The 15543-nt window shown below is 68.4% G+C and carries 10 protein-coding genes; 1 reads left to right on the top strand and 9 read right to left on the bottom strand.

Annotation, left to right across the window (positions count from 1 at the left end; genetic code table 11):
- Positions 1-9 precede the first annotated feature (9 nt).
- On the bottom strand, positions 10-705 hold the full coding sequence (locus PW843_30045) for a hypothetical protein (protein ID MDE1150813.1): 696 nt from the start codon (positions 703-705) through the stop codon (positions 10-12).
- A gap of 201 nt (positions 706-906) precedes the next feature.
- Between PW843_30045 and folD the strand changes: the two genes are divergently transcribed.
- Complete coding sequence (gene folD / locus PW843_30040; GenBank protein MDE1150812.1) at positions 907-1797, top strand: bifunctional methylenetetrahydrofolate dehydrogenase/methenyltetrahydrofolate cyclohydrolase FolD; 891 nt, start codon at positions 907-909, stop codon at positions 1795-1797.
- Positions 1798-1799: 2 nt separating this feature from the next.
- Here the strand turns inward: folD and PW843_30035 are convergent, their stop codons facing one another.
- From PW843_30035 to PW843_30000, 8 genes are all read right to left on the bottom strand, one after another.
- Positions 1800-3113, bottom strand: a complete 1314-nt coding sequence (locus tag PW843_30035; GenBank protein MDE1150811.1) for a hypothetical protein — start codon at positions 3111-3113, stop codon at positions 1800-1802.
- 138 nt (positions 3114-3251) lie between these two features.
- Positions 3252-4457: a hypothetical protein gene (locus PW843_30030; protein MDE1150810.1), complete on the bottom strand. Its 1206-nt coding sequence runs from the start codon at positions 4455-4457 to the stop codon at positions 3252-3254.
- Between the two features lie 60 nt (positions 4458-4517).
- The gene (locus PW843_30025) at positions 4518-5672 is read right to left on the bottom strand and encodes a hypothetical protein (GenBank protein ID MDE1150809.1); all 1155 of its coding nucleotides are present in this window, start codon (positions 5670-5672) and stop codon (positions 4518-4520) included.
- Position 5673: 1 nt separating this feature from the next.
- Positions 5674-8763 carry a TonB-dependent receptor gene (locus PW843_30020; protein MDE1150808.1) on the bottom strand — a complete coding sequence of 1030 codons (3090 nt, stop codon included), beginning with the start codon at positions 8761-8763 and terminating at the stop codon, positions 5674-5676.
- Entirely contained in the window at positions 8747-9745 is a 999-nt protein-coding gene (locus PW843_30015; GenBank protein MDE1150807.1) for a FecR domain-containing protein, read from the bottom strand. The genes PW843_30020 and PW843_30015 overlap by 17 nt, the downstream gene beginning before the upstream one ends.
- Complete coding sequence (locus PW843_30010) at positions 9742-10278, bottom strand: RNA polymerase sigma factor (protein MDE1150806.1); 537 nt, start codon at positions 10276-10278, stop codon at positions 9742-9744. The genes PW843_30015 and PW843_30010 overlap by 4 nt, the downstream gene beginning before the upstream one ends.
- A gap of 191 nt (positions 10279-10469) precedes the next feature.
- Positions 10470-13259, bottom strand: coding sequence for a TonB-dependent receptor (locus PW843_30005; GenBank protein MDE1150805.1), 2790 nt, complete (start codon positions 13257-13259; stop codon positions 10470-10472).
- 166 nt (positions 13260-13425) lie between these two features.
- Complete coding sequence (locus PW843_30000; GenBank protein MDE1150804.1) at positions 13426-15468, bottom strand: phospholipase C, phosphocholine-specific; 2043 nt, start codon at positions 15466-15468, stop codon at positions 13426-13428.
- Positions 15469-15543 lie beyond the last annotated feature (75 nt).

Raw genomic sequence — 15543 nt, 5'->3', positions numbered from 1 at the left:
AAGGCTCCTTTACTGGTCCAGGGTCGCCAGTTCGTACCAGCGGTCGATCATGCTCCAGCGCATCAGCAGGAACACGCAGTCCTCCGCCCGCACCCACAAATCGGCGGGCGGCCAGTCGGGGTGCCAGCGCAGGGCGTAGCGGCGGGCCTGGAAGGTTCCGGCGGCCACGGTCACCGTCTCCGCCCCCATGAACGCCACCTCGATGGCCAGGGCGTGCAGGCCCACATTCCGCTCCCCATCCGGGGAGTGGGAATTGGTGATGGTGCTGACCGGCACGAACACGCCCGGTGCGGCGTCCGGCACGCAATTGGTGATCAGCGCGTCGCCCTGCAGCGGGTGCAGGCCCAGATAGGCGGGCGGGGTGGGGCAGGTCATCACCTCGTTCACCACCGCCAGGCGGTCGTCGCGCCGCACCAGGCCGCTCATGCTGGCGCTGTTCGGCCCGATGATCAGGTGGGTGGCGGCGTCGATGGCGCCGTCCTGGGTGATGCGGCAGAACCCCTCCAGCGGTCGCCAGGCGCCATCCATGGACAGCGTCACGTCGCGGATCAGGGCGATGTCGTCCATCTCACACAGGGCGCGCAAGCTGTGGCCGCCGGCGTGGGACAGCAGTTCGAAGCGTTCCCGCCCGACCTCATTGCCGGCGTTGTCGCGATAGGCGATGCGGCCGGACAGGCGGGACGCGGGCGGCGACAGCAGCGGCATGGGCTTTCTCCTGATTGCCGCCAGTATCCCGTCCACCACCGCCGGGCGTCGTCCGCCGCGGGGCGGCGTGACCGGCTGGCGGACAGAACGGTTCGCCGACTGATCCCCCAAACACGCACCGCATTGTTGCGTGTTTGGTTTTTTACTTGAGGTGGCCGCTGCGCTTACAGTGCGCCCCTGTCTTCAGGCGTTCAGGAACCGATGATGCGTATTCTACGGGGTGATGTCGTGGCGGCCGATCTGTGCCGCGCGGTGGCGGCGGATGTGGCCGCGCTTGGACTTGAGCGGGGCGTCACCCCCGGCCTGGCGGTGGTGCTGGTCGGCAACGACCCGGCCAGCGAGGTCTACGTCCGCCGCAAGATGGCCAAGTGCCAGGAGGTCGGCATCCATTCCATCGAGCACCGGCTGGACGCCGACACGTCGGAGGAAACGGTGCTGGCGCTGGTGCGCGGCCTGAACCGCGATCCCAATGTCCACGGCATCCTGGTGCAGTTGCCGCTGCCCAAGCAGATCCGCCCGGCCAAGGTGCTGAACGCCATCGACCCGCGCAAGGACGTGGACGGTTTCCACCCGGTGAACGTCGGCCGCCTGTCCACCGGCTCCGGCGGGCTGGTGCCCTGCACGCCGCTGGGCTGCATGATGCTGCTGGACCAGGTGGTGGACGATTTCCGCGGCCTGAAGGCGGTGGTGATCGGCAAGTCCAACATCGTAGGCAAGCCGGTGGCCCTGCTGCTGCTGGAACGGGAGTGCACGGTCACCGTCACCCACATCCTGACGCGCAACCTGCCGGCCATCGTGGCGACCGCCGACATCGTGGTGGTGGCCGCCGGCAGCCCCGGCCTGGTGCGCGGCAGTTGGGTGAAGGAGGGGGCGGTCGTCATCGACGTCGGCATCAACCGCATCACCGACGCGTCGGGCAAGACCCGCATCGTCGGCGACGTGGCGGCGGATGAGATGGAGCATGCCGGCGTGCTGACGCCTGTGCCGGGCGGCGTCGGCCCCATGACCATCGCCTGCCTGCTGTCCAACACGGTCAAGGCGGCCCGCCAGCTGACGGACGCGCCCGACCCGGATGAAGCCGAAGCGTTCTAACCCTATCCCGTGACGTTAACGGTCTGGTTACGTCCCTCCGTCAGGTAGGGGAAACGCTCCACCCGGGCGCGCACCTCTTTCAGGCGGCCGCCGAAGTCGCCCCACAGCACCGTCACCTCATTACCGATATGGTCCTCTTCCACGTCCAGCGTGGCGTGGGAGAGGACCTGGCGGAAATGATAGCTGTAGACGCTGCCGGAGGAGACGCCCACCGGCCGGCCGTCCTTCAGGACGTGGTCGGCATGGGCGTAGGTGCGGCGGTGGGTGGGGCTGGCCGGCAGGTCGAAATACTTGAACTCCTGCCCTGGCCGGAACAACGAAGCATAGATGTCGATGACGTCGTCGGCGTTCCACACCAGCGTGGCGATGGTGCGCTTAGGTGCGGCCATCTCCCGCTCCAGCGCGCTGCTACCGATGAAATCATGGTCCAGGCGGATGGAGCGCTGCCAGCCGACCTCGAACGGGGTGCGGTAGCGGGCACGGCGGTCGGCCGGATCGACGCTGCCCACGAACTGGGGCAGGGGCGGCGTGGAGTAAGGGTTGGCGCGGCCATAGGCCTGGTAGCCCGGGTCCCCGTACATCGCCGAGGTGAAGGTCCAGAACTGCTGGGGGAAGCCACCCTCCACATGATTGACGGGGAAGGTCTGCCAGCCCAGGCGCTCGATGCCGAAAGGTTCGCCCGCCCGCACCACGGCGTCGAAGATCTCCGGTCCCTGGTCCAGGGGGCCATGCAGTTCATAGGCCAGGGTGCCGGCCATGCCCACCCGCATGATCTGCACCGGATGGCCGTTGATGGCGGTCTGGCGGAAACGCAGGAAGGCGATATCGCGCAGGCTTTCGCCCGTCACCGCCTCCAGGGTTTGCAGGGCGGTGGGGCGGGCGACCTGGAAGAAATAGTTGTTCAGCTTTTCCTGCCGCACGTCCAGGCGGGTGAGGCCGTGCTGGTAGGCCGGCCACGGACCGGCGCCGAACAGGCAGAAACGGTCATTGGCCAACCGTTGCAGCACGCCGTGGGCGGTGATCAGGCCGTTTTCGTCACAGGCGATGGCGTGCTTGGCGGCACCGATCTTGAAGGTCTTGAAACTGTTGACGAAGATGCGGGACAGGAAGGACTCCGCCTCCGGCCCCTCATAGATCGTCTCGCCCACGCCGGACAGGCCGCCGTGGATGTAGCAGGTCTTTTTCCAGGACAGGCTTTCGGCTTTCCAGCCATTGAATTCCCACTGCCGCAAGGCGCCGTCGCCGACGAAGTGCAGGTTGTAGCCGGGATAATAGGGGATGGCGGAGGGGGCCGTGAACGGCGATGGGGCGGGCATGGGGCGTTCCTCTTTTATTATGGCCGCTTTCAGTACGGCCACTCAGGGTAACGCCCGCCCGCCCCATCGATTTCGGCGCAAGTCCGCAACAATGGGGTGCATCCTCCGGACTTGCCGCCACGCGAAAATTCGTGGCAATCAGGATCGGCGCAGCTTGCCCGCCACCGTTTCCAGGGGGCACAGCTCGGCACAGCCCGCCGGCGTCAGCACCTGGCTGGCCGGTGGGGCCGCCAGGGTCAGCGGTGCCAGGTTGCGCACCTGGTCCGGTGTCTGCGCCTGATAAACCACCCGCACCAGCCGGTGGCCGGCATTGTCACGCCATACCTCAAGCATCAGGCCACCGCCCACCGGCGGATCGTCCTGGCCGTAGCCCTCCACCTGGAAATGCACGCCCAGCAGGCCGGCCAAGGCGGCGATGTTGTCATCGTGGCCGACGATCAGGGTGACCGGCGGCTGCCCTGCCTCCGTCAACGCCCGCACCAGGCGGGGGGCCAGCGCCACGGCCTTGCGCGGCGCCATATAGGCGTTGCGGGTGAAGACATCGAATTGCAGGCCGTGCAGGCGGGAGATTTGGGCCAGTTCCTCAGGATTCAGCCGCCCCCATGCCACCTGGTCCAGGGTCATGCCCTCCTGATATTCCAGCAGGAAGATCTGGGCCGCACCCGCCGTCTGCGCCACGGGGCCGCGCAGATCCACGCCCCGGTTGTCGGCGCTGGCGGTGATGGTGGTGGGCTGGTCGGCCAGGTGACAGGCGGGCGTCGCCCGGTCGCAGCCCAGGCCCCGTTCCACCAGGGCGATGGCCGGCGCCAGGTCGCGGCCGGCGTCACGCACCGCGTCCATCTCCGGCGCCATGGCGGCCACCGCTGCCTTGCCATCCACGGTGGCCGCACCCGCCTCGAACGGGTCGAACAACGGATCCAGCGTGCCTTGCGGCTGGTGCCCTACGGGCAGGGCGCAGCCGGGGGCCAGGCCCTGGGCCATGGCCTCACCCGTGCGGATGGTGCGCTCAGCCGAATTGGTCCAGATCGCCACTTGGGGCGCGCCTAAGCAACCGGCGGCAGGCAGCAGGCCGTTGGCCGCCAGCCACGACCGCTGGTAGGCGCCCATCAGGCGGGCGGCCTCGCTTCCGTGCGGTGTCAGGTGGCTGGGCGCCACCGGCCAGGCGGGCCATTGCCCTTGGGCCAGGCCGGGCGCCAACTCATCCGTCAGCGGCGCCCGCACGCCATGGCGCACGAACATCACCACCCGCTCCAGCCGCAAGGGCTGTCCCGACGGGCTTTGAGGGGCGGCGACGGCGGCCAGGGTGGTGGGGCTGGGATTGGCCAGCGCCGAGGATGCCGACAAGGCCGTTATCAGGAAAACAACAAGGCGTTTCAAAATATTATTGCCTTTCTTTAAACTTGATCAGAAGGCGCCTTTGGCGCGCAGCTTGGTCAGGGTGTCGGTCAGGCGCCCTTGCGCCGCTAGGGACTGCACGCCCTGCGCGCCAAGCAGGCTCAACACCGGATGGCGGAAACCCCAGGCGTATTGGGAAGGCTGGGTCGGATCGAAACCGAAACGGGGTGCCAGTGGACGCAGCAGGCGGTCCGCATCCTCCACCGCCGGTTCGGCATAGACCCAGTTGTGGTCGGACTGGGCATGGATCAGGCAGGCGGACCACCAGCGCGGCACGGCGCCATCGGCCAGGCCGGACAGGGTCAGGGCGCCGTCACCGCCCGGCGCCAGATATCCCGCCGCCACCGGATCGACGCGGGCGATGACGGCGGCGGCGCGCAGCCAATGGACCAGGCCTTGCGGCTTGTCGCGCTCCGGCGCCTGGTGGGCGCAGGCCTGGACGATGACCAGGTCGGCCGGCAGGTGGCGGGCCATGGCCTCCGCCAGGCCCAGGATGTGGTGGGCGCCGGTGCGGTAATCGCCGTCCTTGTCATGACCGCCGATGCTTAGTTCCGGTGGCAGGCCGCCATCGGCTTTCCAGACGAAGACCAGGGCCTTGGCCCAGTCGTGCCACAGCGGGGCGGCATTGATCAGATCGTCCTGGCCGTCCAGAACCACGCCGTCGATGGCGCGATAGGCCGCCGCCATGTCCTTCGCCATTTGCGCATTGAAGGCGGTGTGGACGGGCAGGCCGCCCGGCCAGGAATGGTGGCTGCCCTGGTTGCCGCCGGGGGCGGCGGCGAACGCCTGGGGTAGGTGCGGGCAGGGACCGCCCTCGCCCGGCAATGCCGGGAACAGGCCGGCCGCCAGCCCGCCGGGAAAGCGGTTGCCGTCAGCCGGATCCACCAGGCCTTCCGCCATCAGGCGGACGATGATGTCGCGCTGCGCGTCGGCATCCAGGTTGGCGCGATGGACCACGCAGGTGTCGCGGTTGAACAGCGCGTCCCGCGTCGCCGCCTTGATCGCCGGGTCGTGCAACCCCGCGACGCCCGCGCGCAGGCGGGTCATCGCCGTCTGCACCTGGGGGGAATGGGCCGCCAATTGCTCCGCGTTCGCGGCCAGGGCCGGTGGGGCCAGCAACAGGGCCGCCGCCAGCAGTGTCGGGGCAAGGATGTGTTTCGCCATGTCAGAAATCCTGTTGCAGGCCCAGCTCGAAACTGCGGCCGGCGTCGATGGTCTGGAGGACGGCGTCGCTGTGCCGGCCGATGCTGGTACGATAGGCCAGGTTGCCGGCCAAATTGCGGACGGTCAGGCGGGCGCTCAAACCACCGCCGGCGTCATAGGCGGTGCTGAAGTCCAACCGGCGGGACGGCCGCACCCAGGTGTCCAGCGCGCTGCCGGCCATGGTGACACCCCCGCCGGAGACGGAGGCGGTGCCGTAGGACTGCACATAGTCGTCAGCCCAGCGATAATCCAAGGCGGCGTGGACGCGGTCCTGGTCGTAGCGCAGTTGCAGGCTGGCCAGCCAACGGGGCGCGTATTGCACCCGTTCCACCGTGTCCAAATCGGCGTTGTCCAGCCGCACCGCGGTGGTCTCCCAACTGAGCGTGCCGGCCACGCCGAAGCGGGACACCACATCGGCGATGCCCGACGGCAGGGCGGGCGCCAGCACGGCCAGTCGCTGCTCCAGCGACAGTTCGGCCCCCGTCAGCTTGGCCGTGCCGCCGTTGGCCGGGATGCTGAGATGGGTGGTCTGGTCGCTGGTGGATGAGTCCACCGCCAGATTGCCGCCGGCATCGTACAGGTAATGCATCAGCCGCTTGTGGAAGAGGGCCAGTTCCAGGTGGCCGCCGCCCTCCGCCCCCATGCCGGTGGCGCCGATGCCGGCCCCCGTCCATTGCCAGGTGCCGGACAGGTCGAAGTTCACGCCGTCCACCGCCTGCAGGTTGGGATTGCCCTTGGTGATGGTCAGCACGCCGTCGCCGTCCTGGGTGACGGTGGCGTTGCCCGCCAGCTGATAGGGGGCGGGGGCGCTCTGGCTGGTCCAGATGGCGGCGCGATAGGTGGATTGGACGTCGGGCTGCCAGCGGGCCAGCACCCGGGGCAGCAAGGCCGCGAAATGGCTGTCGCTGCGGTTCCAGCCATAGTTCACGCCATCGGCCGGCACGCCGTTGTTACCCGAAAGCCAATAGGTGCTGTCGATGTCGGAGAATTCCGCCCGGAACCCGGGCAGAACCTCCCAATCCCCGAAGGTCAGCCGCGCCTGGGCATAGGCCGCCACCGTGCGTTCACCACCGCTCAGCGTGTTGGCGTTCCAGTCGTCGGCGGTCCAGGTGGCGCCGGCATCGCGCGCCTTGTACAGCGCGGCCAGCCGGTCGGCGTTGATCAGGGGGAAGGCGTAGTCATAGACGCCGGCCAGGGTGGTGGCCAGCGTGCCGGCGCGCAGGCCCACCCGCGCCAGGTCGGCCACGGTGGTGCCGGCGTCCACCGCACCCAGCCCGCCCACCAGCTGCCCCTCCTGGTCGCGGCGATAGCTGTCGCGATGGCTGTCGGTGATCTTGAACCCGGCCTCCAGCACGGCGTCGGGGCCCAGTTTCAGCTTGCCGTCCAGGGCGCCGCCCAATCGCTGCTGCTGGCTGGACAGGCTGGTGATCTGCCCCTGGTTGGAGACGGGCAGGTTTTCCACGTCGCGGGCCAGGGCCTGCGCCCCGGCCGGCCCGGTGATGACGGGATAGCCGTCGCGATTGCTCAGGCTCAGCCCCTGCGCCACGGTGGTGGTGGTCGGGTTCCAGAACGACATCTCGATATGCTGCGGCCGGCCGTTTTCGCCCCAGGTGTAGAACAGGCGGGGCGACAGGGTCAGGGCGCCGTCTCGCCAGTCGCCGCCCAACTGCGCCGTGCCCAGGGTGGCGGTGTCGGGGTTGGTCTCGAACCAGTAATGCACCTGGGTCTTGACGCTGCTGGTCTCATACAGGCCGTCGCCCAAGGCGGTGCGGGTCAGGAAGGTGGCGTCGCGCCCACCCTGGAAACCCATCTGGTAGACCTCCTGGTCCGTGTCGGCGGTCGCCACCGTCACGTGGGCGAAGGCGTGGAAGCTGTCGCTGGGCTGCCAGTCTCCGGCCAGGCTGCCGCCCCAGCGCCGGGTTTCCCCTTCCGAGTATTGGATGTTGAGGGAGGTGGGCAGCAGGTCATTGGCCGGATCCATGCCGGCCGGCACATGGCCGCTGGCATCGGTGATGCGGTATTCGAACTGGGTGGACTGATAGGACTGCTCCACGCTGGCGAAGCGGTTGCGGCCGTAATAGGCGTTCAGCGCCAGGCCCAGGCTGTGGTCGGGCCCGAACTGCCGGGCGATGTCCAGGGTGGCCAGGCCGCCGGCGCCGGGCCGGCCCAGTTCCAGGGATTGCTGGTCCGCATTGCCCTGCACCAGCAGGCGGGTGTGCTCCCCACTTTCCAGGGCGGAGGCGAGATGCAGGTCGAACTGGCCGGCGGTGGCATCGCCGTCGTCGCTGGCGTCTGGCGTCTTGGTCAGTTCCACCCCCTCCATCGCCAGCGGGGGCAGCAGGCTCAGTTGCACCGCCCGGCTGTAGGGCATGCTTTGCGCCACCGCCACGCCGTCCAGCCGGGTGACGCTATAGGCGCTGTCCAGCCCGCGTACGGCGGCGAACTGGCCCTCGCCGCGCGCCGCCCGGTCGATGCCGCCCAGATCCCCTTGCAAGGATGTCACCAGCACGTTGACGCCGGCCAGCCGGCCCAGACTTTCCGCCAGGGTCTGGTCGGCGTGCTCATGCATTTGGTCGCCGCTCAGCACCTCCGTCAGGCCGGTGATGCCGGATGCCGGCAGGGCGATTCCCCGGGCCGGCGCCCTGATGATCAGCACTTCCGGTGCCGGGCCGGTGGACATTGCGGGCAGGACGGTGGCGGCCACCGGCTGGCGTTCCAGCTCAATGGCGCCGCCGTCGCCCAGGCGATAGCGCAGATGACAGCCGCCGATCAGCCGGGCCACCGCCGTCTCGAAATCATTGACGCCGCTGACGGCCGGCGCCTGGCAGCCCTGCACCAGTTCCGGACGGAACAGCACGTCGCGGCCGGCCTGGCGCGCCAGGTCCAGCAGGGCCGCCCCCAGGGGCTGGGCCGTCACGGCATAGCCGGCCGCCGCCATCGCGCCCTCGGGCCGCAGGGCCAGCAGGCTGCACGACAGCATCAGCGGCACCGCCGGCCACCGTGTGACGCGGCGGGCGGCATCGGCGTGGATGGGCTTACCGGCGGCGGGCAATCCGGTAATCCCCATTCGCATCCTGTTTCCAGGTGATGGGATGCAGGCGGGCCAAGGCGGCCAGGAAACCGGTGATATCGTCGGTGCGATAGCTGCCGCTGACCCGGATGGCGCCCAGGGCCGGATCCTCCAGCCGCAGGATGATGCCGGTGCGGGCCGCCACCTCCGGCAGCACCTGCGACAGGGGCATGTCGTCGAACAGCATGCGGCCATCCTGTTTCGCCGCCACCTTAGCCAGGTCGGCCTGGGCCAGGCGCACGGGGCCGGCGCCGTCCTGCTCCGCCTGCTGCCCCGGTTTCAGCTGCAACAGTACCCGGCCGCTGGCCCGGTCGCGGATCTCGGCCGCCCCCTCCTGCAACACGGCACGCACCTGGGTTCCGTGGGCGGTGACGGTGAAGCGGGTGCCGATGTCGCGCACCTCGATGCCGCCGGCCAGGACGTGGAAGGGGCGCATGGCCTCATGCGTCACCTGGAACTCGGCCTCGCCCTCCGACAGGTCAACCCGGCGGCCCAGCGGGTCGATGCGCACGTGCAGGTGGGTCAGGCCGCCCAGGCGCATCACCGTGCCGTCCGACAGCGTGACCTGCGGCCGGTCGTGGGCGGCGGTGACATAATCGGCCTCGCTGACCGCGCCGTTCCACAGCCAGACCAGCACCACCGCCAGGGCGGTGGCGAGGCCAACCGCCGTCGGCATCCACACCAGGCGCCGCCGGGGCTGCCGGTGGGGGCGGGTGCGGCCGTCGGCCAGGCGCAGGCCGCGGGCCCGCATCAGGTCCGGCCGCAGGGGGCCCTTATCGTCGATGGCGCCGCTGACCGTCCAGGCCTGGGTCACCAGGTCCAATGCTGCGACATGGCGGATGTCCGCCGCCAGCCAGGCTTGCAGCGCCCGCTTGTCCTCAAGGCCCAACTCGCCCTTGCGGATGCGGCGCATCCAGGCGGCGGCACTTTCCAGGATGGCGTTATCAATGTCCGTGGGCGTCAACGCGTCGGCTCCACCAACGTGCGGGCCAGGTGGGCCAGGACGCGTTCGATGTGACGGGATACCATTTTGACCTCAAGGCCCAGGCGGCCGGCCACCTCGCGGTGGCTCAAGCCATCGACGCGCACCAGCAGGAAGGCGTGGCGGGCCAGGGGATCGACGGTGCGCAAGGCAGCCTCCAGGCAGGCCAGTTCCTGGCGCATCATGGCGGTGTGTTCGGGGCTGTGGCCGTTCTCATCCGTCAGTTCACCGACATCGTCCAGCGCCTGGTGGGCGTCGTGATGGCGGGTGGCGTTGCGGCGGAAGCGGTCGACCAGCAGGTTGTTGGCCACGCGCAGCAGGAAGGCGCGCCAGTTCTCCACCCCGCGTGAGGGGGCGGCGGCCAGCGCGCGCAGATAGACGTCCTGGACATAGTCGTCCACGTCCTGCGTCTGCCGGATCCGGCGGGCGAAATAGCCACGCAGCAGCGACTGGTGCGCCTCAAGGTCGGCGCTGTCCGCGTCCTCGAAGGCGTGGTTCTCGGCGTGCCTGTCCATCTGTCCTCTCGACCGGCCGGCGGGGCCGGTTGCCGTGAAGGTCATAGCGGCGCTTGGCTTCAGATTTATGATGGTGGGCTGCGCCATGTGCAGGGTCCGGATGACAGGGACGCGGGGGTGGAAAGAAAGGGCGGGGACGGGCGTGCCTGTCCCCGCCAACCCCAGGTTATGCCTGGGGTTTCGCGCGCCGCTTAGTAGGTGTACTTGACCGTCAGCAGCGAGGTCGTGCCGCTGTCGACGATGTTGGACAGGGTCAGGCTCTGGCGCCCGATGTGCGCCCAGTAGGTGTAGTTGCCGGTCAGGTTGGACACGGATCCATCGACGCTGAAACCGTTGTCGAACTTGTACCCGACATGCAGGTCCAGGCGGTTGGTCGGCCGCACCCACATGTTGTCCCAGCTGCCGCCCTGGCCCAGGTAATCGTAATAGGCCAGGTACGATCCGGTGTAGTTGTAGGTCAGGTCGGCGGAGAAGCCGGCGATCTCATACGACAGGGTGGCGTTGGCCAGCCAGTTGGGCGCGTTCTGGATGGGCTGGTCGGTATCCAGGCCGGTGATGCCGGTATCCACCATCGACCACTGGCGGGTCAGGTTGCCGCCCACGGCGAAGCCGGACATCCAGCCGCTGAACACGGTGTTCATCTTCTGCCGGAACGACAGTTCCATGCCGTAGACGTCGCCGCTGCCGCCGTTCTTGGGCTGGCTGATGCTGACCAGGTCGCTGGTGGTGGTGTAGGGGTTCACCAGGGTGGAACCGTTGTCGAACAGGTAGTTCGACAGCCGCTTGTAGTACAGCGCGACCGAGGCGACGCCGCCCTGGTTGCTGTGCCATTCGCCCGAGACGTCGAAGTTGGTGCTCTCGATCGGCTTCAGGTTGGGGTTGCCCTCGGTGATGGTCTTCACGCCCGTGTCGGCGCTGGTCGATACGGTGGAGGAGGCGCCCAGCTGCACCAGGGCCGGCGGGGTGTAGGACCGGGTGACGGAGGCGCGGTAGACGCTGTCCTGGTCCGGACGCCAGTTCACCAGCAGGCTGGGCAGCGGCTCGTTATAGGTGGTGGCGCTGTTGGCCCAGTGGCCGACGGTGACGCCATCGCTGTTCAGCTGCCAGAAGGTGTTGTGGATGTCCATGTGCTCAAAGCGGATGCCGGGAATGACCTCCACCTGGCCGAACTGCATGTCGCCCATCAGGTAGGCGGACGTGACCTGCTCACGCCCCTTCAGGGTGTTGCAGTTCTCGTTATCGACATAGTTGCTGTTGCAGGTGTCGAAGCTGCTGGCCGTCTGGTTGGCATAGAAATACTTCAGCAGCGCCTGCTGGTTCACCTTGGGCACCGACCAGTTGTACTGGCCGGGGAAGACCGAGGAATAGCTGCCGTTGCTGATGCCCAGGCTGGACCAGGTGCTGTTGGGGTAACCCAGGTCAGAGAAATAGGCGTTGGTCCAGTCGCGGTTGGTCACCTGGCGGGTGTCCTCCACATACTTCACGCCGGCCTTGATGAAGGATAGCGGGCCTTCGTCGCTGAAGTCGTAACGGCCGTCCAGCTTGGCGCCGTACTTGTCCTGGCGGCTGCCCTGCTGGGTCAGTTCACCGGCGCGGCGTGCCCACAGGGTGTCGCCGGCGTTGTTCAGGGCGTTGTACATGGCGCTGCTGAGCACCGGCACCGGGAAGCCGCCGCTGGTGCCCATGCCGGCGATGCCGCTGCTGAACTGCGCGGCACTGCTGTACTGGTCGTTGCGGATCGACGCCTCGATATGGTTGGGGCGGTCGTTGTCGGCGGCGCTGAAGAACACGGTCGGCGACAGGGTGAACCCGCCCAGCTTCTTCTCGCCACCCAGCTGGATGGTGGACAGGTCGGCGCGTTCCGGATTGGTCTCATACCAGACCGACGTGCGGTACTTGTCCACGCTCAGGCCGTAGAGGCCGCTGGGCAGGGCGTTCCAGCTTTTGCTGGTGCTGATGATCTGGCTCAGCGTGCTGTCCTGCTCCGCGTTCTCGCGCGCGAAGGACCCGCGCAGGAAGATGGACGTGGTGTCGTCCGGATGCCAGTCCAGCGACAGGTTGCCGCCGTAGCGTTCGGTGAAGCCGTCGGACACGCCGACGCTGATGCCGGTCTGGCGCAGGTTGGACGCCGGGTCCACGCCCTTCGGGTTGGTGGAACCGTCGGCCGTGCTGCTGACGGCGAAGCCCCAGCCGCCGTCGTTGTGGGCGCTGTCGATGCCGGCCATTTCACTGTTGGTGAAATAGCGCTTGTCGTAATAGCCGCTGACATAGATGCCGAACTGGCGGTCACGGCCGAACTGGCTGGCGATTTCCGCCGCCGTGTTGCCGCCCAGGCCATTGTTGCCATAGTCGCGGGCGCGGCTTTCCAGGCGGGCGCCGCCCTGGACGCTGAAGTGCAGCGGCTGGTCGAAGTCGAAGGCGGTGGGGGTGCGGAAGTCGACGGTGCCGGAAATGGCGGCCCCGCTCATCGACGCGTCCAGCGTCTTGTTGACGACGATGGTCTGCAGGCCGGACGGCGGCAGCAGATCCAGCTGGACGCTGCGGCTGTAGGGCAGGCCCTGCGCCACCTCCACGCCGTTGATGGTGTCGAGCGCGAATTCGGAGTTCATGCCCCGGATGGCGACCAGCATGCCTTCGCCGCGCGAGGCGCCGTCGATGCCGCCCGCCACCGACTGGCCGGTGTTGCTGACGGTGATGCCGGGCAGCAGGCCCAGCGCTTCCGCCACGTTATGCACGGCGGTGTGTTCCAGATCGGCGGCGGACATGATGTCCACCGTGTTGGACGCCCGCATCTTGCCGTTGTCGGCTTGGTCGCGGTTGGCGAAGACCAGGATTTCCTGAAGGTCGCTGGCGTCGCCGGCGGCCGCCGTCGCGGCTTCGGCTGAGGCCGGGGTTGGGGTGGCGGCGTCGGCGGCATGGATGGTCGGTGCGGCCAGCAGGGCGGCGGCCATGGCGCCGCACAGCAGGACGTCCTTGAGCATCGGGTGTCGCATGATCTTATTTCGGCTCCGTCATGGACGCCCACGACGGGCGCCCTCGCAAAGCCAAGACGCAGGCGAGCCCGAGATTCCGGGCTGTCACGGAACTTTAGTCCCACTCCCCCAATGGTTGCGCCGCCAGCCCCGTTTCGCTTCGGCCCCCATCCCGTCAGCCCAGGGCCGGGTCGCTGATGCTCGGCCGTCCGGTCTCCATATGGCCGGCCAGGCGCCGGCGAAAGTCCGGATGCTCGGCGCAGGTGACCTCCAGGTCGTACCAGCAACCGGCGCCGGCGATGTCCCAGGCGTCGGTGACCATGGCGCCGGGGGCCAGGGTGTGACTGCGGGCGGACGCTTCGCCATAAGCGTTACGCACCGTCAGGGTCAGCGGCACGGTGCCGGGATTGCGCAGTGCCAGGCGCAAATGCTGGCCGGCGACATCGTACGCGGCCTCGGCGATCACGCCGTCGCCATGGAATTCCCGCAGGAAGCCGTTGGGGCCGTAGACCGCCAGCCGGCCGGCCTCGGCGGGCCAATGGCCTTCCAGCCGCTTCCCGGGCTCCACCGTGTAGTGCCAGGGCCCGGCGCTGCCGGCCAAGTCGCGCACGGCGAAGACGGCGCCAGCCTTGCCCTCGTTGACAAAGGCCAAGGTCAGGCCGCCCGATTCCGTCCGGCTGTGCACGTGCAGGACGTAGGGCAGGGCGCGGGCCGGCCGGGCGCCGGGCTCTTGGCGGGGCATGGCCTGGTCGGCCGGCACTTCCGGCGGCGCCAGCTTGCAGGACGCGTCGCTGCGCCCGCGATAGGCGCTGGTGTCGGGCAGGGTGTCGGCCTGGAAGGCGTTGGGATCGTGGAAATCGAACAGGCTGGTCAGGTCGCCGCAGACGGCGCGACGCCAGGGGGTGATGTTCGGATCCTTCACGCCGAAGCGCGCCTCCAGAAAGCGAATGACGGAGGTGTGGTCGAACACTTGCGAATTGATCCAGCCGCCCCGCGTCCAGGGGGAGATGACCATCAGGGGCACGCGGGGGCCCAGGCCGACGGGCGTGCCCTGATAGTTTTCGCCCTCCACGCTGACGGTGCTGTCGCCCTGAGCGCGGTCCAGCGCGGGCAGGGGTGGGGCCACGTGGTCGAAGAAGCCGTCGTTCTCGTCATAGTTCAGGATGAAGGCGGTCTTGGCCCAGACCTCCGGATTGGCGGCCAGGGCGGCCACCAGTTGCGCCGTCAGCACCTCGCCATAGGCGGGCGGGGCGTCTGGGTGCTCACACATCTTGAACGGCGCCACGATCCAGGAGACGGAGGGCAGGCGGTCGGCCATGACATCGTCGGCGAATGCCTTCACCAGATGCTCGCCATTGGTGCCTTCGGCGTTCTCAGGGGTGGAGCCCGGGACCCAGGCGCGGGCGCAGGCGTAATCTTTCGAGGCCTTGTCCAGGCCACGGTAGGTGGGGAAGCAGCCCAGCGGGTTGTCGCCGAAATTGTCGTATTCCTGATAGACCTTCCAACTGACGCCCGCTGCCGTCAGGCGCGCCGAATAGGGCGTCCAGCCAAAGCCGGGGAAGGTGGGATCATCCTTGCCCATGTCGGCCGTCCAGTTGCCGTCATCAATGTTGCTGACGGTCTGAAGGCCGGGATGGCCCGCTGCCAGGCCGCTGGTGCCGGAGAACAGGTACAGCCGGTTGGGCCCCGTGGGCCCATGGATGGAACAGTGGTAGGCGTCGCACAGGGTGAAGGCGTCGGCCAGGGCGTGGTAGTAGGGCAAATCCTCACGCGTCAGGTGGCCCATGGTCAGGGGGCCCTTCACCGGGATCCAGGCGTCGTGGTGCTTCCACAAATCGTGGCTGCCCTTCCAACTGTGATCCAGGCTTTTCATGCAGTCGGCGCTGGTGGTGCCGGTGTTCAGGCGGAAGGGCAGGATGGCGTCGGCCGATCCCGCCGTCACCGGCTGGTGCCATACGGCCTTGCCCGTGGGCAACTGGATGGCGCGGGGGTCGTTGTACCCCCGCACGCCGCGCAGGGTGCCGAAATAATGGTCGAAGGACCGGTTCTCCTGCATCAGGATGATGACATGCTCCACATCGCGCAGGGTGCCGGTGACCCGCCGGGCGGGCAGGGCCAGGGCCTGGCGGATGCCGGCGGGCATCAGGCCGACGTTAAGGGCGGCGGCCGAGGCCGCCTTCAGGAACAGGCGCCGGTTGCTGGTGGGCATGTCGATCATCACTTCAGGAGGGACGGAAGCCGGCATTCATAAAGGCGGCATATGTCAGGCGTGTGAACACCTGTGCGGCCGCGC

The sequence above is a fragment of the Azospirillaceae bacterium genome (assembly GCA_028283825.1).
Classification (GTDB): domain Bacteria; phylum Pseudomonadota; class Alphaproteobacteria; order Azospirillales; family Azospirillaceae; genus Nitrospirillum.
The sequence above is the reverse complement of the archived record's forward strand: the minus strand, read 5'-3'. Positions and strand labels throughout refer to the sequence as shown.